Raw genomic sequence first — 23,227 nt, 5'->3', positions numbered from 1 at the left:
GTTCAGACATGGACCGCCGCATTTTCGGGCTGGAGAACGAGTACGGCGTCACGTGCACCTTCAGGGGACAGCGCCGGCTGTCACCTGACGAAGTGGCGCGCTACCTCTTCCGCCGTGTTGTGTCATGGGGCCGCAGCAGCAACGTCTTCCTGCGGAACGGCGCCCGCCTCTACCTCGACGTGGGATCGCATCCGGAATACGCGACACCCGAATGCGACAACGTGACCGAGCTGGTCACGCACGACAAGGCGGGCGAGCGCATTCTCGAAGGCCTGCTCGTCGACGCCGAACGCCGCCTGCACGAGGAGGGAATCGCGGGCGACGTCTATCTGTTCAAGAACAACACCGATTCGGCGGGGAACTCCTACGGCTGCCACGAGAATTATCTCGTCGCCCGCCACGGGGAATTCTCCCGGCTCGCGGACATCCTCATCCCGTTCCTCGTCACCCGGCAGCTGCTGTGCGGCGCCGGCAAGGTGCTGCAGACTCCGCGTGGCGCGGTCTACTGCGTCAGCCAGCGCGCCGAGCACATCTGGGAGGGTGTCAGCTCCGCCACCACCCGTTCGCGTCCGATCATCAACACCCGTGACGAGCCGCACGCCGACGCGGAGCGCTACCGCCGGCTGCATGTCATCGTCGGCGACTCGAACATGTCCGAGACGACGATGCTCCTCAAGGTCGGTGCCACGGATCTCGTGCTGCGCATGATCGAGGCGGGCACGGTCATGCGTGACCTCACCCTGGAGAACCCGATCCGGGCCATCCGCGAGGTCAGCCACGACATCACCGGTCAGCGCAAGGTGCGTCTGGCCAGCGGGCGCGAGGCGTCCGCCATCGAGGTCCAGCGGGAGTACTACGAGAAGGCCGTGGACTTCGTGGACCGCCGGGGCATCCGCACCGGCACCGTGGAGCAGGTCCTGGAGCTCTGGGGCCGTACGCTCGACGCGATCGAGGCGGAGGACCTGGACCGTATCGACACCGAGATCGACTGGGTCATGAAGTACAAGCTCATCGAGCGGTACCGGGCCAAGCACAACATGACCATGTCCCACCCCCGGGTCGCCCAGATAGACCTCGCCTACCACGACATCCACCGCCGACGCGGGCTCTACTACCTCCTGGAGAAGCGCGGCCAGGCGGCCCGGATCTGCAACGACATGAAGATCTTCGAGGGCAAGTCGGTGCCCCCGCAGACCACCAGGGCCCGGCTGCGTGGCGATTTCATCCGCCGCGCGCAGGAGCAGCGACGGGATTTCACCGTCGACTGGGTCCATCTCAAGCTCAACGACCAGGCGCAGCGCACCGTGCTGTGCAAGGACCCGTTCCGTTCGGTGGACGACCGGGTCGAAAAACTGATCGCCGGTATGTAATCGCCGGTCGGTAACGGTCGAAGGGCGGCACCCGTCGTCCCGGAACACGACTCGGGCCCCGTACGTTCCTCGTGCGGGGCCCTTGCCACGCCCTAGAGTGTCGAGGACCCAAAATCTTCCGTCTGAGATCTGAGGAATTCGTGCGCCGACTTGCCGGCCTCGTCGTCATCCCCCTACTGCTGCTGTCCGTGGCGGCGTGCGGTGACGACGGAGGCTCCGACTCCGACTCCACCTCGTCCAAGAACGGGTTTCCCGAGATCACAGCGGGTGCCAAGTTCGGTGAGAAGCCGACTCTCGCGAAGGGTGAGGGGAATCCGCCTAAGGAGTTGCAGACAGACGTCGTCAGCGAGGGCGACGGCGCGAAGCTCAAGAAGGGCGACGCGATCCAGGTCAACTACCTGGGCCAGTCGTGGGACTCGACCAAGCCCTTCGACAACAGCTTCGACCGCAAGGCCCCCTTCGACCTGACGCTCGGCGCCGGCATGGTCATCCAGGGCTGGGACAAGGGCCTGGAGGGCCAGAAGGTCGGCAGCCGCGTCGAGCTGGTCATTCCGCCGGACCTCGGTTACGGCGCGCAGGGCCAGGGCGACATCAAGCCCAACGCCACCCTCGTCTTCGTCGTGGACATCCTGAAGGCGACCCAGGTCCCGACCACCGCCAAGGGCACCGAGGTCGCGCAGGACAACGCCGACCTGCCCAAGGTCGGGGTCAACACCGACGGCAAGGCCCCCAAGGTCACCATCCCGAAGACGGACCCGCCGACGAAGCTCGTCTCCAACTACGTGCTGGAGAGCAAGGGCGAGGCCGTCAAGGCCACCGACACCGTGGTGCTGAACTACGAGGCGCTGCTGTGGAAGGACGCCAAAACCTTCGACAGCACGTACAAGAACGGCAAGACCGTCACGTTCCCGCTGCCGCAGCTGACCCTCAAGGGTCTGAAGGACGGCGTCGTGGGCAAGAAGGTCGGCAGCCGTGTGCTGGTCGTGATCCCGCCGGCCGACGCGTTCGGTGACAAGGAGCAGCAGGGCATCCCCAAGAACTCCACTCTGGTGTTCGCCGTGGACATCCTGGCGAAGGTGTAAGACTGTCCCGGTTGCCCCGTTCATCATTTAGAGGAGCAGTTCAGTGAGCATCGAGAAGCCCGAGATCGACTTCCCGGGTGGCGAGCCGCCGGCCGACCTGGAGATCAAGGACATCTGGGAGGGCGAGGGTGCCGTCGCCAAGGCGGGCGACACCGTCTCCGTCCACTACGTGGGCGTGGCCTTCTCCACCGGTGAGGAGTTCGACGCCTCCTGGAACCGCGGCGCGCCGCTGTCGTTCCAGCTCGGTGCCGGAAAGGTCATCTCCGGCTGGGACCAGGGTGTCCAGGGCATGAAGGTCGGCGGCCGTCGTCAGCTGACGATTCCCTCGCACCTCGCCTACGGCGACCGCGGCGCGGGTGGCGGCGCCATCGCCCCCGGCGAGACGCTGATCTTCGTCTGCGACCTGGTCTCCGTCTGATCGACGACCTTGTCCGATCACTTACGGACACACCGAGGGCCCATGCTGTCCGGCGTGGGCCCTCGGCTTTCACCTCGGTACTCCCGGGCGGTACGGTCGACTCCCGGATGCGGCACTATCAAATGAGGTGTGGGGCGTCGATGGCGATTGCCAAGGCCGAGCGGTTGATGAATCTCGCGCTGTGCCTGCTCGGCACCCGGCGCCCGCTCAGCAAGCGCGAGTTGCGCGAGTCCATCGAGGCATATCTGGAAGCCGGCTCCGACGACTCCTTCAACCGGATGTTCGAGCGCGACAAGGACGATCTGCGCGAACTCGGCCTGGTCATCGAGACGGTGGAGAACCTGGACGGCGAGACCGGCTATCTGGCCCGCCGGGACAGCAACCGGCTCCCCGCCATCACCCTGGACGCCGAGGAGGCCGCCGCGCTCGGGCTCGCCGCCAAGGTCTGGCAGCAGGCGCGTCTGGCGGGCGCCGCCAGCGGGGCGCTGCAGAAGCTGCGGGCCGCGGGCATGCCGGAGGCGGAGGACTCGTACGAGGCGCACCACAGCGCCCTGGAGCCCCGCATCCCCGTCCACGAGGCCGCGTTCGAGCCGCTGATGCTCGCCTGCCGTGACCGCAGGCCCGTCGTCTTCGACTACCGCAAGGCCAACGCCGCCAAGCCGGAGCAGCGCCAGGTTGAGCCGTGGACGCTGGAGTGCTGGCGCGGCCACTGGTATCTGGCCGGCTGGGACCGGGAGCGCCGCGCCGAGCGGGTGTTCCGGCTCTCGCGGATCAGCGGGCGGGTCCGGTCCAGGTCGGGGGCGTTCACCGCGCCCGTACCCGATGTGGTGACCGTGCGCGAGACGGTGGAGACCTGGGCCGGTGAGACGGCGACGCGCTCGGCCCTGATCCGGCTGCGCTCCGACTGCGGCTACCCGCTGCGTGCCCGCGCGGTGTCGTCCCGGGAACTCGGCGACGGGTGGGACGAGTTGGAGATTCCGTACGGTCATGGCCTGGACGCCTGGCTGGTGGAGTTCGGCCCCGACGTGGTCGTGCTGGAGCCCGCGGATCTGCGGGCCGATGTCGTGGACCGGCTGCGCGCCGTGGCCAGGGCCTGAGGGGAACGCGTACAGACCATGGCAGTCAACGCCATCGACCAGACACGGCGGATGCTCTCGCTGGTGACGTACCTGCGTGAGCGTCCGGGCGCGCACGTGAGTGATGTCGCCCGCGCCTTCGGTATCACCGAGGACGAGTTGATCTCCGACCTCGACGTCCTGCCCATGTGCGGGACGAGTTTCCGCGGCGGGGACCTTCTCGACATCGACACCGACGGTGACCGCATCTGGTGGCACAACCCGGACGACGTCGCCGAGCCCTTGCGGCTGGCCGCCGACGAGGCCACCGCCCTGCTGGTGGCCGCGCGCGCCGTCGCGACACTGCCGGGGCTGCGCGAGAGCGACCGGCAGGCGCTGCTGCGGGCGACGGCGAAGCTGGAGGCCGCGGCCGGGGAGGCGGCGGGCGCCAGTTCCCGGCTCTCGGTGACCTTCGAGTCGGAAGGGGGTGTGTTCGCCGATGTGGACCGCGCGATCTCCGAGCGGCGGCGGCTGTGGCTGCGCTACTACTCTCCGGCGCGGGACGAGCTGACGGAGCGCGAGGTCGATCCGATCAGGCTGTTCGCGGTGGGCCACACGTACATGGAGGCCTGGTGCCGGCTGTCGGAGGCACGGCGTACGTTCCGGCTGGACCGGGTCGCGGAGATCAAGCTGCTCGACGCACCGGCCGCGCCGCCGGAGCTGGAGCTGCGGGATCTGTCGGCGGGGCTGGTGCAGCCGTCGGCCGATGATCCGGAGGTGGTGGTCGAGGTGGGTCCCGGCGGGCGCTGGGTCGCCGAGTACTACCCGCACGACAGTGCGGAGGAGCTGCCCGACGGCGGGCTGCGGATCACACTCCGTACGCCGGCGCCCGCCTCGCTGCGACGGCTCGCGCTGCGGCTGGGCAGGGACGGGCGGATCACCGCCCCGCGGGATCTGGCGGAGAACGCGCGGCGGGCGGCGCGGGAGGCGCTGGCGGCGTACGACTCCGACGACGCGCAGCGGCAGCACTAGGGGATTTGGGGGATATGTCCATCATGAGTGGTTTCTCGACGTCGGCGTCCATGGTGCCCGTCCTCTTCCAGGCCGCCTGTCCCGAGTGCCGGGCCCGCTTCGAGCTCTCGGCCGGCGCGCTACGGCTCGCGATCGGCGCCAGCCGCCGTACGACCTTCTACTCGTTCACCTGCCCCGAGTGCGAGACGGTGGTGCGCAAACCCGCGGGTGAACGCATCGTCGAGCTGCTCACGGGCGGCGGCGTACGGACACTGCGCCTGCATTCGACCCACTAGCAGAGAAGGCTCCTCGGATGTTCTGGCCCATGCTCGCCATCGCACTCGGGTTCTGCGGGATCGTCGTTCTCGGCGTCCTCGCGATCCGTGTGTTCGTCGAGGCCCAGCGCCTCGGGCATCAGGTCGCCGCCACGATGGGGCGGATCAACCGGGCGGCGGAGGAGCTGGAGCTGGCCGCCACCCATCTCGCGAAGACCGGCGATGCCATCCGATAAATGAATGCACCCTCCCTCCATCACCAGTTCGGGCGGTAGGGTGACGAAGCGGTCTCGGACTGGTGGCGCGGGCCGTCGTGGGGAGTACGCACAGGCATTGCCCTGCGTTTACCCCTGCGGGTTACGATCGCTGCCAGCGCGACGGTCGGACACGAGTCCGACTGCCGTACCAGACTCTGTCGCCTCGGTGAAGAAGGTAATGCTATGGGTAGGCTCGGCCCCACCGAGATCATCCTTATTCTCGTCGTCATCATCCTGCTCTTCGGCGCCAAGAAGCTCCCCGACATGGCCCGTTCGCTCGGCAAGTCGGCGCGCATCCTCAAGAGCGAGGCCAAGGCGATGAAGTCCGACGAGAACAAGAGCGGCACGGCTCCGACGGACCCGCCGACCGCCTCCGCCGACGCGGACCAGCCCGCCCCCCGGACCATCCAGGCGGCGCCCGGCGATGTCACCAGCTCGCGCCCCGTCGCCGAGCCGACCGACTCGACCAAGCGCTGACCCGATCCCCCTGGGCCGATGCACGCACCGGGCACGGTGACGGCCTGCCGCACGAGATGAGGACGTGGGTTGCCCAAGTCTGCCCGCACAGAGGAAAAGGATCCCGAGGGGCGCATGCCGCTCGTGGAGCACCTTCGTGAGCTGCGCAACCGGCTGTCGAAAGGGCTGCTCGCGATCGTCGTGGTGACGATCGTCGCCGTGTTCTACAGCGAGCAGATCATGTCGTTCCTCTCCGAGTCCGTGCCCAAGTGCGAGAACGGGCTCCAGGAGAGCGACGGCGGAAACTGCGCGGTCGTCTCGTTCAACACCCTCACCTCGCCGTTCACCACGACGATCCGGGTCAGCCTCACGGCCGGCATCATCGTGTCGAGTCCGGTCTGGCTCTACCAGCTGTGGGCGTTCATCGCGCCCGGCCTGCACAAGAACGAGAAGAAGTACACGTACGCCTTCGTGGCGAGCGCCGTGCCGCTCTTCACGGCCGGTGCCTACCTCGCCTACATCATCCTCCCGATCAGCGTGAAGGTGCTCATCAGCCTCACGCCGGAAGGCTCGTCCAACATCCTCTCGCTCGACGAGGTCCTCGACTTCACCACGCGCATGGTGCTGGTCTTCGGTCTCGCCTTCGAGCTGCCTCTCATCCTGGTCATGCTCAACATGACCGGCATCGTGACCGGCCGCAGGATGGCCGGCTGGTGGCGCGGCGTCGTCATGGGCGTCTTCGTCTTCGGCGCGGTGATCACCCCCACGACCGACCCCGTGGGCATGCTCGCCCTCGCGGGCCCCATCGTGATCCTCTACTTCGGCGCGGTCGGCTTCTCGCTCGTCAACGACCGGCGCAGGCGGCGCGGCAACCCCGACGCCGAGCTGGACGACGACGAGGCGTCCGATCTGGACCACACGCCGGAGAGTGTCGACACGGTCGAGCCGGTCTCCGCGGTGGCGGCTCTGCCGGAGCAGGCGGACAGCAACCGTACGTCCCGGGTGAACGGCTACGACGACGTCACCTGACCTGATCCGATCCGACCTGATCCGATCCGACTTGATCCGGGCCGGCCTGTGACCAGTGAGATCAGCCTGTTCGTCAATCCCACCGCCGGGCGCGGCAGGGGCGCGCGTGCCGCGCAGCCTGCCGCCCGCGCCCTCAGGGACGCCGGATACTCCGTCCGTACGGTGCTCGGATCCGACGCCGACGACGCGCTGCGGCGCGCACGCGAGGCCGTCGCGGCCGGCACCGGCGCCCTGATAGCCGTCGGCGGCGACGGGCTGGTCTCCCTCGCCCTGCGGGCCGTGGCCGGTACGGACACCCCGCTGGGCGTCGTCGCCGTCGGCACCGGCAACGACTTCGGGCGGGCACTCGGACTGCCGGTCCGCGACCCCGCGGCGGCGGGCCGGATCGCCGCCGACGCGCTCAAGAACCACACGATCCGGAAACTCGACCTGGGCCGGGTCGGTAGCCGGTGGTTCGGGACCGTACTCGCCTCCGGCTTCGACTCACGCGTCAACGACCGCGGCAACCGCATGCGTTGGCCCACCGGCCGCTTCAAGTACGACCTGGCCATGGTGGCCGAACTGGCCGCCTTCAGGCCCGTCCCGTACCGCGTCACCCTGGACGACGGCGCCGAGCGGGAGATCGAGGCGACCCTGGTCGCCGTCGGCAACGGACCCTCCTACGGAGGCGGCATGCGGATCTGCGCGGACGCCGTCATGGACGACGGGCTGTTCGACGTGACCGTCGTCGGCGAGTGCAGCCGTGCCACGCTGCTGAAGGTCTTTCCGCGGGTCTACCGGGGCACGCATCTGAGCCACCCCGTGGTCACCGTCCACCGCACCTCGAAGATCACCCTCGCCGCCCCCGGCCTCACCGGCTACGCCGACGGCGAGCCGCTCGGCCCGCTGCCCCTGACGGCGCAGTGCGTGCCGGGCGCCGTACGCGTACTGGCCCCGGGCCGCTGACGGGCTGCGGCGGACCCCTCGTACGGACCCCTCTCACGGACCCCCGATAAAGATCTGCTGACTGTCAGAGGTGGCGGGTAGGCTCGTGAGCAAGATGACAGAGGACCTCACACCGGCCGAGCGTTACGCCGCAGCTCGGATCCGCGCAGCCGAGCAGGCCACCGCACTCGCGCCGTTCCGCGAGATGTACGACTTCGGCCTCGATCCCTTCCAGATCGAGGCATGCCAGGCGCTGGAGTCGGGCAAGGGCGTGCTGGTCGCGGCGCCCACCGGCTCAGGCAAGACGATCGTCGGTGAGTTCGCCGTGCACCTGGCCCTCGCCGAGGGCCGTAAATGCTTCTACACCACGCCCATCAAGGCGCTGTCCAACCAGAAGTACGCGGACCTGGCGAAACGCTACGGGGCCGACAAGGTCGGACTGCTCACCGGCGACAACAGCGTCAATTCCGACGCCCCGGTCGTCGTCATGACCACCGAAGTCCTGCGCAACATGCTCTACGCGGGCTCCCAGTCGCTGGCCGGGCTCGGCTATGTGGTGATGGACGAGGTGCACTACCTCTCGGACCGCTTCCGCGGCGCCGTCTGGGAAGAGGTGATCATCCACCTCCCCGAGTCCGTGACCCTGGTGTCCCTGTCGGCGACGGTCTCCAACGCCGAGGAGTTCGGTGACTGGCTGGACACCGTCCGTGGCAGCACCGAGGTCATCGTCTCCGAGCACCGCCCCGTGCCGCTGTGGCAGCACGTCTTCGCGGGCCGCCGGATGTACGACCTCTTCGAGGAGAGCACCGACCACGGCGGCCGGGGCGGTGCCCGCCGGGAGGTCAACCCGGACCTGGTGCGCCTGGCCCGGATGGAGAATCAGAAGACGTACAACCCGAAGGACCGCCGCCGGGGCAAGATGGTCCGCGAGGCGGACCGGGAGCGCGAGCGCAGACAGCGCGGCCGGATCTGGACGCCGGGCAGGCCCGAGGTCATCGAGCGGCTCGACGCCGAGGATCTGCTGCCCGCCATCACCTTCATCTTCAGCCGGGCCGGCTGCGAGGCCGCCGTACAGCAGTGCATGTACGCGGGGCTGCGGCTCAACGACGACAGCAGGCGCGCGCGGGTCCGCGAGATCGTGGAGGCGCGCACCGCGTCCATCCCCACCGAGGATCTGCACGTCCTGGGGTACTACGAATGGCTGGAGGGCCTGGAGCGCGGCATCGCGGCGCACCACGCCGGCATGCTGCCGACGTTCAAGGAAGTCGTCGAGGAACTGTTCGTCCGGGGGCTGGTCAAGGCCGTGTTCGCCACCGAGACGCTGGCGCTCGGCATCAACATGCCGGCCAGGTCCGTCGTCCTGGAGAAGCTCGTCAAGTGGAACGGCGAGCAGCACGCCGACATCACGCCCGGCGAGTACACGCAGCTGACCGGCCGGGCCGGCCGGCGCGGGATCGACGTCGAGGGCCACGCGGTGGTCCTGTGGCAGCGGGGCATGGACCCGGGCGCGCTCGCCGGCCTCGCGGGCACCCGCACCTATCCGCTGCGCTCCAGCTTCCGCCCGTCGTACAACATGGCGGTCAATCTGGTGCAGCAGTTCGGGCGGCACCGCTCGCGGGAGCTGCTGGAGACCTCGTTCGCGCAGTTCCAGGCGGACAAGTCGGTCGTGGGGATCTCCCGGCAGGTCCAGAAGAACGAAGAGGGGATGGACGGCTACCGGGCGGGCATGACCTGCCACTTGGGGAACTTCGAGGAGTACGCGCGGCTGCGCCGCGACCTCAAGGACCGCGAGACGGAGCTGGCCAAGCAGGGAGCCGTGCAGCGGCGGGCCGCCGCGGCGTCCTCCCTGGAGAAGCTCAAGCCCGGCGACGTCATCCATGTGCCGACCGGCAAGTTCGCCGGGCTCGCGCTGGTGCTCGACCCCGGGCTGCCGGCCGGACGGGCGGGCGGACACCGGGGCGTGGAGTACCACGACGGTCCCAGGCCGCTGGTCCTGACCGCCGAACGGCAGGTCAAGCGGCTGGCGTCGATGGACTTCCCGGTGCCGGTCGAGGCGCTGGACCGGATGCGGATCCCCAAGAGCTTCAACCAGCGCTCGCCGCAGTCGCGCCGCGACCTGGCGTCCGCGCTGCGCAGCAAGGCCGGTCATGTGGTGCCGGAGCGGCACCGCAAGGGGCGGGCGCCGGCCGCCGACGACCGTGAGATCGCCCGGCTGCGTGCGGAGTTGCGGGCCCATCCGTGCCACGGCTGCGACGAGCGCGAGGACCACGCGCGCTGGGCCGAGCGCTACCACCGGCTGCAGCGGGACACACGGCAGCTGGAGCGCCGGATCGAGGGCCGTACGAACACCATCGCCCGCACCTTCGACCGGATCGTCGCCCTCCTCACGGAGATGGACTATCTGCGCGGCGATGAGGTGACGGGCAACGGCAAGCGGCTCGCGCGGCTCTACGGCGAACTGGACCTGCTCGCCAGCGAATGCCTGCGCGAAGGCGTGTGGGAAGGGCTGTCCCCGGCGGAACTGGCCGCGTGCGCCTCGGCGTTGGTCTTCGAGGCCCGCCAGTCCGACGACGCGGTGGCGCCCCGGCTCCCCAGCGGCGCGTCGAAGACGGCGCTCGGCGAGATGGTCCGCATCTGGGGCCGGCTCGACGCCCTGGAGGAGGACTTCAAGATCAACCAGGCGGAGGGGGTCGGCCAGCGCGAACCCGACCTCGGCTTCGCCTGGGCGGTGCACATGTGGGCGTCCGGCAAGGGGCTCGACGAGGTGCTGCGCGACGCCGAGATGCCCGCGGGCGACTTCGTCCGCTGGTGCAAGCAGGTGATCGACGTCCTCGGCCAGATCGCAGCGGCGGCGCCCCGCGAGAACAGCACGGTCGCGAAGAACGCGCGCAAGGCGGTCGACGGGGTGCTGCGCGGGGTGGTGGCGTACAGCTCGGTGGGGTGAGTGGGGGGACCTGTCGTCCAGTTCAGTGATCCGACGGCTGTGCGCGGCCGAATGGATCGGTGACTGGCGGTAGTTGATGCGATGCTCTGCGTGCGCACCGATGTCGGTGCCCGGGTCTCCCGCCATCAACAAGGAGTAGCCGCATGCGCGTTCGTCAGTCCCTCCCCGCCCTGGTCGGCGCCGTCGCCCTGGCCCTGGGAATGTCCACGGCGGCGACCGCCGCCCCGTCGGCCGCCGCGACGCCGTGCGGCTACTACTCGTCGTCCAGCGACTCGTACTACAACCACTGCACGAACGACGGCTCACGTGTCGTCATCGAGGTGGAGGTCTCGGGCTGGAACTACGAGCAGTGCGTCGGCCCCGGCGTCACCTGGCTCGGCTCGAAGAGCAAGGTCAGCGACGCGTGGTACGTGGGACGCACCTGCTGACACCGACACACGCGTGAACGTGCCACCGCAGGGCCCGGACAGCTGCTGTCCGGGCCCTGCGGCGTTGTGGGGAGCCGGGCGTCAGGCCGCCAACTGCTCCGCGAGCCGGGCCAGTTCCGGCGTACGCAGCACACGGTCGCCGTATCCGGGCAGGGGAACATGGAGCGGGTCCGTCCAGCGCCGGGGGATCGTGGCGAAGCCGTACACGGCGCCAGCGAGCGCCCCGGTGACTGCCGCCACGGTGTCCGTGTCGCCGCCCAGATCGACGGCGGCGGCCAGGGACGCCTCGAACGAGCCGGTCGTGCGCAGTGCCCAGAGCGCCGAGCCCAGACACGGCCACACCGCGCCGTTGAACTCCGTCGCGTCGTCCGGGTGCCAGCCGGGGGCGAGGACGGTCGCCCAGCGCGGACGGTGGTCCTCGTGTACGTGGCGGAGGGTGTCCGGCACGGCGGCCACCGGATCGGCGCCGTCCAGTGCCACCCGGATCAGCTCGTGCAGTACGGCCGTGCCCTCCCAGGCCGCCGCGTCGCCGTGGGTGAGCGCGGCGATCCGTCGGGCGGCGGCCATGGTGGCGTCGCGGCCGGCGGTGGCGAAGTGCACGGCGGGTGTGGCCGCGCGCATCAACGAGCCGTTGCCGGCGGCCCGTCCCGAGCTCTGGAAGTGGATGGGGGCCGCGAGGTCCCACGGATCGCCGCTCAGCAGGACCTGTTCCGTCTGGAGTCCGATGTCCTTGGGGTCGGCCCCGGCCCACCGCCGGAACCGGCCGAAGATGTCCGGCAGTTCGAGGCCGCCCCGCTCCAGCAGCGATTCCCCGATCAGCACCGCCATCTGCGTGTCGTCGGTGGCCTCGCCCGGATCCCAGCCACCGCCCCCGCACATCTCGCCGACGCCGTCGGGGAATCGGGCGGTGTAGACGCCGGCGGGGCCGAACTCGAAGGGTGCCCCGAGCGCGTCGCCGACGGCTGAGCCGACGACCGCTCCGAGCACCCGGTCCGTTCGAGCTGTGCCACCCGCGAGGGGCGGCTGATCCGAGGGGAGCATCCGGCCAGGATAGGGCGGCCGGAATGACCCCTCGGATGTGGGACTACTTCGGCATCAGCACCGTGTCGATGATGTGCACCGTGGCGTTGGCCGTCGGGACGTCGCCGCAGACGACGCTCGCCGAGTCGTTCACCTTGTACTCGTCGCCCGAGCCCGCCGTCGTCAGCGTGGTCTTCTGGAGGGTGTCGTACGTGCCGCTCTCCAGCTGCTTCTTGGCCAGCTTCTCGCCCACGACGTGGTAGGTGAGGATCTTGGTCAGCATGGCCTTGTCAGCGAGGACCGCGTCCAGGTCGGCCTTCGGGATCTTGGCGAAGGCGTCGTTCGTCGGGGCGAACACCGTGATGTTCTCGGCGGTGTTGAGGGTGTCGACCAGGCCGGCCTTCTTCACCGCGGCGACCAGGGTGGACAGCTCCGGGTTGTTGGACGCGGCGGTCGCGACGGGCGCCTGGCCCATGCCGTCGAAGCTGCCGGGGCCGGTCTTCGGTACTGAGGCACAGGCCGGGCCGAACGGCGCGTCCGCGCTGTCGTCCGCCGCGTCGTCCGCCGTGTCCTCCGGGGCCGCCGTGTTCTCGGCCGCCGACGAGGACTCCGACTTGGTGTCCTTGCTGTCGTCGCTGGAACAGGAGGTGAGCGCCAGCGGGAGGGCGACGGCGGCGACAACGGTGACGGCGGCACGCTGGAAACGGGTGATCTTCATGTGAATCTCCTTGGAAGGTGGTGCGGTTGAGACAAGGGGTGTCGTGTGGAATTGCGGTGGGGCGGGATCAGTCGACGGCGACCACCACCGAGTGCCAGCCGGTCGCGCCGTTGGGCACGGTCCCCACGCGCTTGTCCGTCTGGGTGTTGCCGTCGCGGTCCGTCGCGCGGACTTCGAGGGTGTGGCTGCCGGATGTGGCGGGCCACTCCCACAGCCACTGCCGCCAGGTGTCCTCGCTGTCCTCGGCGGCCAGCTTGGCCGGATTCCAGCTGCCGCCGTCGACGCGTACCTCGACCCGCTCGATGCCCCGGTGCTGCGCCCACGCCACTCCGGCGACGGGCACCTTGCCCGCCTTCGGTGAGGCGAACGGGCGCGGCGTGTCGATCCGCGACTGGGTCTTGATGGGCGCCTCGCGGGACCAGCTGCGCTTGACCCAGTACGCGTCGTAGTCGTCGAACGTGGTCAGTTCGAGGTCTTCCAGCCACTTGCACGCCGACACGTATCCGTACAGGCCGGGGACGACCATGCGGACCGGGAAGCCGTGGTCGAACGGCAGGGGTTCGCCGTTCATGCCGACCGCGAGCATCGCGTCCCGGCCGTCCATGACCGTGTCGACCGGGGTGCCGATGGTCATGCCGTCCACGGAGCGGGACACCAACTGGTCGGCGGGACCGCCCTTCGACGGCGGCCGCACGCCGGCCTCGGCCAGCAGATCGGCCAGGGGGACGCCGATCCAGCGGGCGTTGCCCACGTACGGCCCGCCGACCTCGTTGGAGACACAGGTCAGCGTGATGTCCCGCTCGATCAGCTCCCGTCGGAGAAGGTCCTGGAAGCTGACGGTGAGCGGCCGGGAGACGCCCTTGCCGTGGATGCGCAGGCGCCAGCTGTTGGCATCCACACGCGGTACGACCAGGGCGGTGTCCACCCGGTAGAAGTCCTTGTTGGACGTCGTGAAGGAACTCAGGCCGCGCACGCCCAGATCCGCGCCCGCCGGTATCGGCCGGGCCGTTGAGGACGGGGCGGGCAGGGCGACGGCCTCACGTGAGGCCGCGGCCTCGGCCGCCCCTGACGCGTTGAGCCGGCGGCCGAGCACGCCCGCTCCGGCCGAGACCGCCGCGGCGGCCGTCGCGGCGATGACGAATCCGCGCCGGTCGAAGGAGCCGGGAGGGGTGACCGGGGCCGCGTCGGCGGCGGCCCCGTCCGTCCCCCGATCCCCATCGGGGGACGGACGGTAGGCGAGCCGGCCGGCCAGCAGATACAGCACCGCGCAGGCCACCAGCGCGCCCACGACCGAGGGCAGGGCGTCGGAGACACGGCCGTCGGGCCGCTCCACCGCCGCCAGTGCCCCGATCGCGCCGAAGACCAGGACCGCCGCCGGGCCGACCTTCCGGTACCGCAGCGAGGCCACTCCGACCGCCATGGCGAAGAGCGCCAGGAGGGCCAGGATGCCCAGTTGTAGGACCAGCTTGTCGTCGTTCCCGAAGTTCCGGACGGCGAAGTCCTTCACCGCTGCCGGGGTGCGGTCGATGACCGCACCGCCCACCGCGGTGACAGGCCCCGCCTCGGGCCGTACGGCCGCCGAAACCAGCTCGGCGACGCACAGCGCCACCAGCCCGGCGATCAACCCGCTCAGCGCGGCCAGCGCGCCGCGCACCACTCGTACGCCACGCGGCACTTGGCCGGCCTCGCTCATCGGGTCTTTCGGATCTTCGCTCACACCGGCCATTCGGTGCGAGATGCCAGGCGGATTGGTCTGTCACCCGTACGAATTAAAAGTCGGACCGGAAGAAGAAAGATCGCTCCCGACACCAATCCGTCGGCCGCCGTGGCTCGAATCCTCCCCGAGGGGCCATGCCCGAAGCCGGACCGGAGGGAACTGTATGAGCGGGGAGGACGGACGCCGGCGTACGGCGGTCGTGGGCGGCGGAGTGGCCGGACTCACCGCCGCGTACGTACTGCGGCGCACGCACGAGGTGACGCTGTACGAGGCCGAGCCACGGCTCGGCGGCCACGCCCACACGCACGACCTCGCGTCGTCGGACGGCCGGGTGCACCACGTCGACTCCGGATTCATCGTCCACAACGAGCGCACGTATCCGCTGCTGCTGCGGCTCTTCGGCGAACTGGGTGTCGCCACCCAGGAGTCGGAGATGAGCATGTCCGTACGGTGCGACGGCTGCGGGCTCGAATACGCCGGCGCCCGGGGGCTGCCGGGCCTCTTCCCTCGCCCCGGCCATGTGCTGCGCGGACGGTATCTGCGGCTGCTCACCGAAGTACCCGCCTTCCACCGCCGGGCGCGGCGGCTGCTGGCCCATGAGGGGGGCGAGGCGGGTGAGGCCGACGAGACGACCACGCTCGGGCGCTTCGTCGCGGACGGCGGCTTCTCGCCGTACTTCGTCTCGCACTTCCTGACCCCGCTCGTCTCGGCCGTCTGGTCCTGCGACGCCGGGACCGCCCTGCGCTACCCGGCCCGCTACCTCTTCCGTTTCCTGGACCACCACGGCCTGCTGTCGGTGACCGGCTCACCGGTGTGGCGCACCGTCAGCGGCGGCTCGCGCGCGTACGTCGAACGCGTCGCCAAGGAGCTGGACTCCGTCCACACGGCGGCGCCCGTCCGGTCCCTGCGACGTGATCCGCGCGGTGTGGAGATCACCACCGCCGACGGCACGGCACGGCGCCACGACTCCGTCGTCGTCGCCGTCCACCCCGACCAGGCCCTGCGGCTGCTCGCCGACCCCACCGACGACGAACGCCGGGTGCTCGGCGCCTTCCGCTACTCACGCAACGCCACCCTGCTGCACACCGACACCGGCGTCCTGCCGCGCGCCCGCCGCGCCCGCGCCTCCTGGAATCTCACCATGCCGTCCTGCGCCGCGAACGCGGGCCGGGTACGGGTCAGTTACGACATGAACCGGCTGCAACGCCTCGACGCCCCCGAGAACTTCGTGGTGTCGCTGAACGCCGCCGATCATGTGGACCACACCCGCGTGCTCGCCCGGATGACGTACGAACACCCCGTCTACACCCCGGAGTCGGTGGCCGCACAGCGCCGGCTCCCCGCGCTGAGCGGATCCGTCACCGCGTACGCGGGGGCGTACCACGGCTGGGGATTCCACGAGGACGGCTGCCGCTCGGGTGTCGACGCCGCCGCCGCGCTGGGGGTGACGTGGTGACCGCCCGCACCCCCTCCGTGGCCCCTCCCGCGCTCTATCCCTGCACCGTCACGCATGTACGGACCTCGCCCGGCCGCTACGACGTGCGGCTGCGCACCTACCTGTGGCTGATCGACCCCGACCGCCCGCCCCGGCTGCCGCGCGTGCTGCGCCCACTGGCCCGCTTCGACGCGCGCGACCACTTCGGCGGCACCGCGCCGACGATCCGCGCCGGACTCGAGACGTACCTCGCCTCGCGCGGCGTCGAACTCGGCGGCGGGCCGGTGGTGATGCTCGCCCACGCCCGGGTCCTCGGCCATGTCTTCAACCCGCTGACCCTGTACTGGTGCCACGCGCCCGGCGGCGCGCCGCTGTGTGTCGTCGCCGAGGTGCACAACACGTACGGCGAGCGGCACTGCTATCTGCTGCGGCCCGGCGAGGAGGGCGCCGACGGCGAGGAGAACACCTTCTGGGTGGACAAGGAGCTGTACGTCTCGCCGTTCTTCCCCGTCGACGGCGGCTACCGGATGCGGCTGCCCGAGCCGGCGGAGCGCCTGAAGCTGACGGTCCATCTGGAGCGTGACGGCGGGCGGCCGTTCACCGCGACCGTACGGGGCGTACGCCGCGAGGCGACCGCGTGGGCCCTGCTGCGGGCGGCGCTGCGGCACCCGCTGTCCACCGCCGTCGTCTCCGCCTCCATCCGCTACCACGGCATCCGTCTGTATCTGCGCGGTCTGCCCGTGCGGCCCCGTCCCCGACACCGCCCCCAGGAGGGTGTGAAATGAGTGTGTCCGAGTCCCTGACGCCCCCGGCGTCGTCCGACGCGTCGGCCCCTTGCTCGCAGGCGCCGCCCGCGTTCGCCGTCGACGCGCGGCGCTGGCCGGACGTGGCCCGCCCGCCGAGGGCCTCCTGGCTGCGTACGGCCGTCGCCGAGCGGGTCGTACGCCACGCGCTGTCCCGGCTCGCGCTGCGGGTCAGGCTGGGGGACGGCGAGACGCTGGGCCTCGGCGGACCGCTGATGGACGTGCGCGACCCGCACGCGTTCTTCCGCCGGATCGGTGCCACCGGTCTGATCGGTTTCGGCGAGTCGTACATGGCGGGCGAGTGGGAGGCCGACGACCTCGTCGCCGTCCTGACCGTCCTCGCCGAGAACGCCGCCGTGCTCGTGCCCGCACCGCTCCAACGGCTGCGCAGGGTCTGGGCGTTGAAGCGCCCCGACGCGCAGCGCAACACCCCCGAGGGCTCGCGGGACAACATCAGCCACCACTACGACCTGTCCAACGAGCTGTTCGCCCTCTTCCTGGACGAGACCCTCTCGTACTCCTCCGCGCTCTTCCGGGGCTTTCCCGCCGACGCCTCGCTGCTGCCGGCCGCGCAGCACCGCAAGATCGACCGGCTCCTCGACGAGGCGCTGGTCGGCCCCGGCACCCGGCTGCTCGAAATCGGCACCGGCTGGGGCGAGTTGGCCATCCGGGCAGCCGCACGCGGCGCGCGGGTCGTCACCGTGACGCTCTCCCAGGAACAGCTGGCCCTCGCGGAGAAACGGATCGCGGCGGCCGGCCTCGCGGACCGGGTGACGGTGCGACTGCGCGACTACCGGCAGGTGCGGGGCACCTTCGACGCCGTCGTCAGCGTCGAGATGATCGAGGCGGTGGGGGAGGAGTTCTGGCCGGAGTACTTCACCACCCTGGACAGACTGCTCGCGCCCGGCGGACGGATCGCGCTCCAGGCGATCACGATGCCGCACGACAGGCTGCTGGCGTCACGCACCACCCACACCTGGATCGGCAAGTACATCTTCCCCGGCGGACTGACCCCCTCCGTCGAGGCGATCGAGCAACTGACCGCGTCACACACGTCGTTGAGGGTTGTCGAGCGGGACGGATTCGGGCCGCACTACGCGCAGACGCTCCGGCTGTGGCGCGAGAGGTTCACCGAACGGGCGCCGGAGGTCGACGCGTTGGGCTTCGACGCGACGTTCCGGCGGATGTGGACCTTCTATCTCGCCTACTCCGAGGCCGGGTTCCGCTCCGGCTATCTCGACGTCCAGCAAATGGTGCTTGCCAGGGAAGGAACGACCCGATGACGGGTATCAGGCCGACGGCCGTCCGTACCGGAGCCGCGCACCGGCTGCTCCCGCTCGCCGAGCGGATCCTCGGCGCCCGGCTGCCGCTGCGGCTGCGCGCCTGGGACGGCGCCCTCGCGTTCGAGGAGGGCCGGATGGGCGTGGACCAGATCCTGGCCGTACGCCCTTCGGGGCGGGGGAGCGGTGACATGCCGCTCACGCCGCGGGACTGGTACGCGCGGGAAGGCGGGACACGGTGAACGGATATCCCTGGGGCGCTTTCGGCCAGGGCGTCGGGTTCGCGGTGCTCGCCGCGTTCGCCGTCATGCTGGTGACCTTCGCCGTCGCCGTCGGCAAGGGCCTGCACCGGATCGTCGACATCGCCTGGGGGGTCGCCTTCACGGCGGTCGCCGTGACCGGCTACGCGGTGTCGGCGGGACAGGGGGACGACGCGCGCCGGCTGCTGGTCACCGTGCTGACCGCCGTGTGGGGGCTGCGGCTGGCCGTCCACATCGCCCGCCGGGGGTGGGGGCACGGCGAGGACGCGCGGTACGAGGCGATGCTCGCCAAGGCGCCGGGCAGCCGGAACCTGTACGCGCTGCGCATGGTCTATCTGCTGCAAGGGCTGCTGGTCGTGCTGGTCTCGCTGCCCGTACTGGCCGCGCTGTACCTCCCCGGCGGCCTCGGCCCAATCGCGTACGTGGGCTGCGCCCTCTGGCTCGTCGGGCTGGTCTTCGAGGCGGTCGGCGACGCCCAGCTCGCCCGGTTCAAGGCCGATCCGGCGAACCGGGGGCGGATCATGGACCGCGGCCTGTGGAGCTGGACCCGGCACCCGAACTACTTCGGTGACTTCTGTGTCTGGTGGGGGCTGTTCCTGATCGTCTGCGACGATCCCGTGGTCGCGGCGGCGACGCTCGTCAGCCCGCTCGTGATGAGCTTCCTGCTGATCGGCGGGAGCGGGAAGCGGCTGCTGGAGCGGCACATGGCGCGGCGGCCGGGCTTCGCCGACTACGCCGCCCGTACGAGTGGTTTCCTGCCGCTGCCGCCGCGCAAGGGCTGATCTACGGCCCGCACTCCTGTCCACAGGGGTGCGGGCCGCGCACCGCTCAGGTGGGGAAGTTCATCAGCGCCAGCGGGTCCGAGGTCGGCTGCGGCGAGCCGCCCGCCGGTTCCAGCGTGATGCCCATGCCCGACGCCTCCCCGACGGAACCGGCCATCAGCACCGAGTCCGACGACGCGGAGGGGTCCAGCAGCCCCGCGTCACGCATCGTGCCGTCGTCGTTGAACCAGAGCTGGTAGACCTTGCCGCCGGGCGGCTTCGGCAGGCCCGACGCGATGAACGCCGCCTTGTCCCTGGCCTGCGAGACGACGACCGTGCCGGTCGCCCCGTCGGACAGCTCGCCCGTACGGATCTTGGCGTCGGGCGCCGCGAGTACGGCGGCCAGTGCCTCGGACCGCTGCTGCGAGTCCGACGCCCGCGCGCGGGCGTCCTGGGCCTCCTGGTGCTGCCACACGGCGACCCCGCCGAAACCGGCGGCGGCGGCCAGGCACGCGGCCAGCGCGAAGCGCGACAGCGCGCGCCCCCTGGCGGCTCCGCCGCCGGCGCCGCGTGACTCCCGGCTTACCTTGGGCGGCTCCTGGCGTTCGGTGGCGATCCGCCGCAGCACCTGCTCCTTGAGCGCGGGCGGCGGCGTCACCGCCACGGCCAGGCCCAACCGCGTGGTGGTGGCGGCCAGTTCGCGTACCTCCTGGGCGCAGGCCGGACACACCTCCAGATGCCGCTCGAACTCGGCGCGCTCGTCGGGCGCCAAGGCGTGCAGCGCGTAGGCGCCGGTCAACGTGTGCAGTTCGGCTGTGCTGCTCATGCGTTCACCCCCAGGCAGTCGCGCAGCCGGATGAGTCCGTCGCGCAGTCGTGTCTTGACCGTGCCGAGCGGCACGGAGAGCAGTTCGGCCACTTCCCGGTAGGCGAGCCCCTGGTAGTACGCCAGCGTGACCGACTGGCGCTGGAGTTCGGTGAGGGTACGGACACAGCGCCGTACCTGTTCACGCTCGAGACGGGACTCGACCTGCTCCGTCACCTCGTCGAAGGCCGGTGTCCGGTCCAGCAGCGCCGCCCGGTGCTCGCGGTCGCTGGACGCCTGGGCGGAGCGGACCCGGTCCACCGCGCGCCGGTGGGCGAGGGTCAGTACCCAGGTCATACCGCTGCCGCGGGACGCCTGGAAGCGCGGGGCGCTGCGCCAGACTTCGAGCAGGACCTCCTGGGCGACCTCTTCGGACTGGGCGGGATCGCGCAGGACGGAGCGGACGAGTCCGAGTACGGGCCCGCAGACCATGTCGTACACCTGGGCGAAGGCCGCCTGGTCGCCCCGGGCCACCTGGCCCAGCAGTTCTTGCAGGTCCGGCCCGGCAGAAGCGGGGCCGCCGATATGTACGGCTTGTTTCACGCGGCTGTTCCTCCACGGTGCGGGCGTGCGTGCGTTCCTGCCGCCCGGCAGGGCGGACGGTTTCACCGCCTATTCGGAGCCGCGTTCGTCAGGGATTGGTCCGGCCTTCGCCCGATGGTGTCACGACCGGTCAAATTCGCGATATAACGTGGTTGACCGCGTTCGGATAGTCGCGATATGTTCGCGGCCGAGTATTCGTATCGGGGTAACCGGGTGGCGGGGAGGAGGGCGTGACATGGGGGTGAAACGGCGCAAACTCAGCAATCCGCTGGCCCTCGCCGTCATGGCGCTGCTCTCGGAGCGGCCCATGCATCCGTACGAGATCGCGCGGACGCTGCGGCAGCGCGGCAAGGAGAACAGCGTCAAGATCAATTTCGGCTCGCTCTACACCGTGGTCCAGAACCTCGAGAAGCACGGGTACGTGGAGGTCGCCGACGTCCAGCGGCAGGGCAACCGCCCCGAGCGCACCCTCTACGGCCTGACCGGGGCCGGACGCGAGGAGATGCTCGACTGGCTGGCCGACCTCGTGGCCGTACCGGCACGCGAGTTCCCGCTCTTCGAGACGGCGCTCTCGCTCGTCGGCGTCCTGCCGCCCGACGAGGTGGTGGTGCTGCTGGAGGAGCGGCTCGCGAAGCTCGACGTCGAGTACGCGGCCGGCCGCGCGGTTCTTGCGCAGCTCGGCAGGACGCTGCCCCGGCTCTTCGTCGTGGAGACGGAGTACGCACTGCACATGACGGCCGCTCAGGCCGACTGGATCCGGGGCCTGTTGAGGGAGATGGCCGAAGGCACGCTCACCGGCATCGACGACTGGCGGCGGTTCCACGAGACGGGCGAGACGCCCGAGGAGTGGCGGAAGCTGGAGGGTGAGCACCCGCCGGCGCCCTGAGACGGGCGCCGAAGCGGGCGCAGTGAGAAGACCGGACGAGAAAGCCCTGGCGGCGCTGTTGGCCCAGCCCCGCCAGGGTGACGAACCCCAGACCTGACCGCTCGTGAAAGCGCTCCGGCCGTCGAGGTGCGGCACACCAAGGATAGCCCGGCGCTCTTCACGCGAACCGGTTCCGCCTGGTCGGAGCCGTTCACCACAGGAGAGCTCTGTCATGACCGACCGCAGTGACGACCGTAGTAACCACCGCAGAACCGATCCCGGCTCCAGCGGCGGGGCGCCCGCCGTGGAGGCGCGCGATCTCGTGAAGACCTACCCGGGCGATGTCACCGCGCTCACCGGGATGTCCCTCACCGTCGAGGCCGGCACGGTCCTCGGACTGCTGGGACCCAACGGCGCCGGCAAGTCGACCACCGTCAAGATCCTCACCACCCTGGCCCGCCCCGACAGCGGCACCGCCACCGTCGCGGGGCACGACATCCTGCGCCACCCCGACCGGGTGCGCCGCTCGATCGGGGTCGTCGCCCAGCGCTCCGGCGCCGACCCGATGGCCACCGGCCGCGAGAACCTGGTGCTCCAGGGCCGTCTCTACGGCCTCCGGGGCACCGAACTGACCGCGCGCGTCGACGCGTTGCTCGACCGCTTCGCCCTCAGCGACGCGGCGGGGCGACCCGTCAGGGGCTACTCGGGCGGTATGCGGCGCCGTCTCGACGTGGCGCTCGGCCTCGTCCACCGACCCGACGTGCTGTTCCTGGACGAGCCGACGACCGGGCTCGACCCGGAGGCCCGTACGGCCATGTGGGACGAGATTGCCAGGCTCGCCGGCGACGAGGGCCTGACGATCCTGCTGACCACGCACTATCTGGAGGAGGCCGACCGGCTCGCCGAGCGCATCGCGATCGTCGACCGCGGCCGGGTCGTGGTCGAGGGCACTCCGGACGAGCTGAAGGGCGAACTGCACGGCGACGCCGTGCACATGGAGCTGCGTGCCGACGGTGACCGTACGGTGCTGGCCGGGGCGCTGGGTCTGCTGCCCGGCGTGCGCGACATCCAGGTCGACGGGCGCAGGGTCAGTGTCCGGGCCGACGACGGCGCGGCCGCCGTACCCGCGCTGCTCGCCGCGCTGGAGCGGTCCGGGGCGGCCGTCGCCGCCGCGACGGTGGCCCGGCCCTCCCTGGACGACGTCTACCTGCGCTACGCCGGACGCCGCTTCGCCGAGGCCGACGCCCAGCGGTCCACCGACGGGTCCGACGTCCCCGCACTTGCCGCCGGAGGCGCCCGATGAGCACCCAAGTCCTCACCCAGACCTGGTACATGACGCAGCGTCAGCTCATGGCGCTCGTGCGGCAGCCCGTCTTCCTGGTGATCCAGCTGGTCCAGCCGGTGATCTGGCTCTTCCTCTTCGGCAACCTCTTCAAGAAGGTCGTCGAGCTGGGCGGCTTCGGCACCACCTCCTACCTGGACTATCTGATCCCGGGCATCGTGGTGATGAGCGCGCTCGGCTCCAGCATGTGGGCCGGCATGGGCACGCTGGAGGAGATCGAACGCGGCACGCTGAACCGCTTTCTGACCACGCCGGTCAGCCGCAGCGCGCTGATGAACGCCAACGTCGTGCAGAACGGCATCAGCACCGCCGTACAGTCCGTGATCATCCTGCTGCTCGGGAAGCTCGGCGGCGCCGACTACCCGGGCGG

The 23,227-nt window shown here is 70.5% G+C and carries 24 protein-coding genes and 1 pseudogene; 20 read left to right on the top strand and 5 right to left on the bottom strand.

Annotation, left to right across the window (positions count from 1 at the left end; genetic code table 11):
• Positions 1-8: 8 nt before the first annotated feature.
• The 12 genes from pafA to BHU15_RS01490 all read left to right on the top strand — a co-directional run bounded on the left by pafA (position 9) and on the right by BHU15_RS01490 (position 11,249).
• On the top strand, positions 9-1,370 hold the full coding sequence (gene pafA / locus BHU15_RS01545) for a Pup--protein ligase (protein WP_023542813.1): 1,362 nt from the start codon (positions 9-11) through the stop codon (positions 1,368-1,370).
• A 140-nt stretch (positions 1,371-1,510) separates the two neighbouring features.
• Positions 1,511-2,452 carry an FKBP-type peptidyl-prolyl cis-trans isomerase gene (locus BHU15_RS01540; RefSeq protein WP_023542814.1) on the top strand — a complete coding sequence of 314 codons (942 nt, stop codon included), beginning with the start codon at positions 1,511-1,513 and terminating at the stop codon, positions 2,450-2,452.
• 43 nt (positions 2,453-2,495) lie between these two features.
• Positions 2,496-2,870, top strand: a complete 375-nt coding sequence (locus BHU15_RS01535; protein ID WP_023542815.1) for an FKBP-type peptidyl-prolyl cis-trans isomerase — start codon at positions 2,496-2,498, stop codon at positions 2,868-2,870.
• A 140-nt stretch (positions 2,871-3,010) separates the two neighbouring features.
• Positions 3,011-3,967 carry a helix-turn-helix transcriptional regulator gene (locus BHU15_RS01530; protein WP_069625496.1) on the top strand — a complete coding sequence of 319 codons (957 nt, stop codon included), beginning with the start codon at positions 3,011-3,013 and terminating at the stop codon, positions 3,965-3,967.
• Between the two features lie 18 nt (positions 3,968-3,985).
• Positions 3,986-4,957: a helix-turn-helix transcriptional regulator gene (locus BHU15_RS01525; protein WP_023542817.1), complete on the top strand. Its 972-nt coding sequence runs from the start codon at positions 3,986-3,988 to the stop codon at positions 4,955-4,957.
• Positions 4,958-4,971: 14 nt separating this feature from the next.
• Entirely contained in the window at positions 4,972-5,232 is a 261-nt protein-coding gene (locus tag BHU15_RS01520; protein ID WP_023542818.1) for a hypothetical protein, read from the top strand.
• Between the two features lie 17 nt (positions 5,233-5,249).
• Positions 5,250-5,447: a hypothetical protein gene (locus BHU15_RS01515; RefSeq protein ID WP_069625495.1), complete on the top strand. Its 198-nt coding sequence runs from the start codon at positions 5,250-5,252 to the stop codon at positions 5,445-5,447.
• A gap of 204 nt (positions 5,448-5,651) precedes the next feature.
• Entirely contained in the window at positions 5,652-5,945 is a 294-nt protein-coding gene (gene tatA / locus BHU15_RS01510) for a Sec-independent protein translocase subunit TatA (RefSeq protein ID WP_023542820.1), read from the top strand.
• Positions 5,946-6,059: 114 nt separating this feature from the next.
• Entirely contained in the window at positions 6,060-6,953 is an 894-nt protein-coding gene (gene tatC / locus BHU15_RS01505; protein WP_069625494.1) for a twin-arginine translocase subunit TatC, read from the top strand.
• A 48-nt stretch (positions 6,954-7,001) separates the two neighbouring features.
• Positions 7,002-7,898, top strand: a complete 897-nt coding sequence (locus tag BHU15_RS01500) for a diacylglycerol kinase (RefSeq protein ID WP_069625493.1) — start codon at positions 7,002-7,004, stop codon at positions 7,896-7,898.
• Positions 7,899-7,992: 94 nt separating this feature from the next.
• Entirely contained in the window at positions 7,993-10,821 is a 2,829-nt protein-coding gene (locus BHU15_RS01495) for a DEAD/DEAH box helicase (protein ID WP_031232120.1), read from the top strand.
• A gap of 143 nt (positions 10,822-10,964) precedes the next feature.
• Positions 10,965-11,249, top strand: a complete 285-nt coding sequence (locus BHU15_RS01490) for a DUF6355 family natural product biosynthesis protein (RefSeq protein ID WP_023542824.1) — start codon at positions 10,965-10,967, stop codon at positions 11,247-11,249.
• A gap of 81 nt (positions 11,250-11,330) precedes the next feature.
• Here the strand turns inward: BHU15_RS01490 and BHU15_RS01485 are convergent, their stop codons facing one another.
• The 3 genes from BHU15_RS01485 to BHU15_RS01475 form a co-directional block, all read right to left on the bottom strand.
• Positions 11,331-12,290: an ADP-ribosylglycohydrolase family protein gene (locus BHU15_RS01485; protein WP_069625492.1), complete on the bottom strand. Its 960-nt coding sequence runs from the start codon at positions 12,288-12,290 to the stop codon at positions 11,331-11,333.
• A 43-nt stretch (positions 12,291-12,333) separates the two neighbouring features.
• Positions 12,334-12,987 carry a fasciclin domain-containing protein gene (locus BHU15_RS01480; RefSeq protein WP_069625491.1) on the bottom strand — a complete coding sequence of 218 codons (654 nt, stop codon included), beginning with the start codon at positions 12,985-12,987 and terminating at the stop codon, positions 12,334-12,336.
• Positions 12,988-13,054: 67 nt separating this feature from the next.
• Positions 13,055-14,680, bottom strand: a complete 1,626-nt coding sequence (locus BHU15_RS01475) for a molybdopterin-dependent oxidoreductase (protein ID WP_079127807.1) — start codon at positions 14,678-14,680, stop codon at positions 13,055-13,057.
• 187 nt (positions 14,681-14,867) lie between these two features.
• Between BHU15_RS01475 and BHU15_RS01470 the strand changes: the two genes are divergently transcribed.
• From BHU15_RS01470 to BHU15_RS01450, 5 genes and pseudogenes are all read left to right on the top strand, one after another.
• Positions 14,868-16,160, top strand: a complete 1,293-nt coding sequence (locus BHU15_RS01470) for an NAD(P)/FAD-dependent oxidoreductase (RefSeq protein WP_069625490.1) — start codon at positions 14,868-14,870, stop codon at positions 16,158-16,160.
• 17 nt (positions 16,161-16,177) lie between these two features.
• On the top strand, positions 16,178-16,924 hold the full coding sequence (locus BHU15_RS01465; RefSeq protein ID WP_069625518.1) for a DUF1365 domain-containing protein: 747 nt from the start codon (positions 16,178-16,180) through the stop codon (positions 16,922-16,924).
• Positions 16,921-18,225, top strand: coding sequence for an SAM-dependent methyltransferase (locus BHU15_RS01460; protein WP_069625489.1), 1,305 nt, complete (start codon positions 16,921-16,923; stop codon positions 18,223-18,225). Before BHU15_RS01465 ends, BHU15_RS01460 begins: the two co-directional genes overlap by 4 nt.
• Before the next feature lie 89 nt (positions 18,226-18,314).
• A pseudogene (locus BHU15_RS42240) lies at positions 18,315-18,464 on the top strand (SAM-dependent methyltransferase); the annotation flags it as partial.
• The gene (locus tag BHU15_RS01450) at positions 18,461-19,264 is read left to right on the top strand and encodes a DUF1295 domain-containing protein (protein ID WP_069625487.1); all 804 of its coding nucleotides are present in this window, start codon (positions 18,461-18,463) and stop codon (positions 19,262-19,264) included. The pseudogene BHU15_RS42240 and the gene BHU15_RS01450, both read left to right, overlap by 4 nt.
• Positions 19,265-19,310: 46 nt before the next feature.
• On the opposite strand, the gene BHU15_RS01445 is transcribed toward BHU15_RS01450, so the two are convergent.
• Together BHU15_RS01445 and BHU15_RS01440 are read right to left on the bottom strand one after the other, a co-directional pair.
• Positions 19,311-20,069: an anti-sigma factor gene (locus tag BHU15_RS01445; RefSeq protein WP_069625486.1), complete on the bottom strand. Its 759-nt coding sequence runs from the start codon at positions 20,067-20,069 to the stop codon at positions 19,311-19,313.
• A complete protein-coding gene (locus BHU15_RS01440; protein ID WP_069625485.1) occupies positions 20,066-20,650 on the bottom strand; it encodes a sigma-70 family RNA polymerase sigma factor in 585 nt (194 codons plus the stop codon). Before BHU15_RS01440 ends, BHU15_RS01445 begins: the two co-directional genes overlap by 4 nt.
• 235 nt (positions 20,651-20,885) lie before the next feature.
• On the opposite strand from BHU15_RS01440, the gene BHU15_RS01435 reads away from it, so the two are divergent.
• From BHU15_RS01435 to BHU15_RS01425, 3 genes are all read left to right on the top strand, one after another.
• Complete coding sequence (locus BHU15_RS01435) at positions 20,886-21,536, top strand: PadR family transcriptional regulator (protein WP_069625484.1); 651 nt, start codon at positions 20,886-20,888, stop codon at positions 21,534-21,536.
• Positions 21,537-21,747: 211 nt separating this feature from the next.
• A complete protein-coding gene (locus tag BHU15_RS01430) occupies positions 21,748-22,818 on the top strand; it encodes an ABC transporter ATP-binding protein (protein WP_079127806.1) in 1,071 nt (356 codons plus the stop codon).
• Positions 22,815-23,227 (top strand): ABC transporter permease (locus tag BHU15_RS01425; protein ID WP_171908295.1); only part of this gene is annotated, 413 nt, incomplete at its 3' end. The genes BHU15_RS01430 and BHU15_RS01425, both read left to right, overlap by 4 nt.

Source organism: Streptomyces niveus (assembly GCF_001723055.1).
In the GTDB taxonomy this organism is placed as follows: domain Bacteria; phylum Actinomycetota; class Actinomycetes; order Streptomycetales; family Streptomycetaceae; genus Streptomyces; species Streptomyces niveus.
Note: the sequence above shows the minus strand (reverse complement) of the source record. Positions and strands in the feature narration are given on the sequence as shown.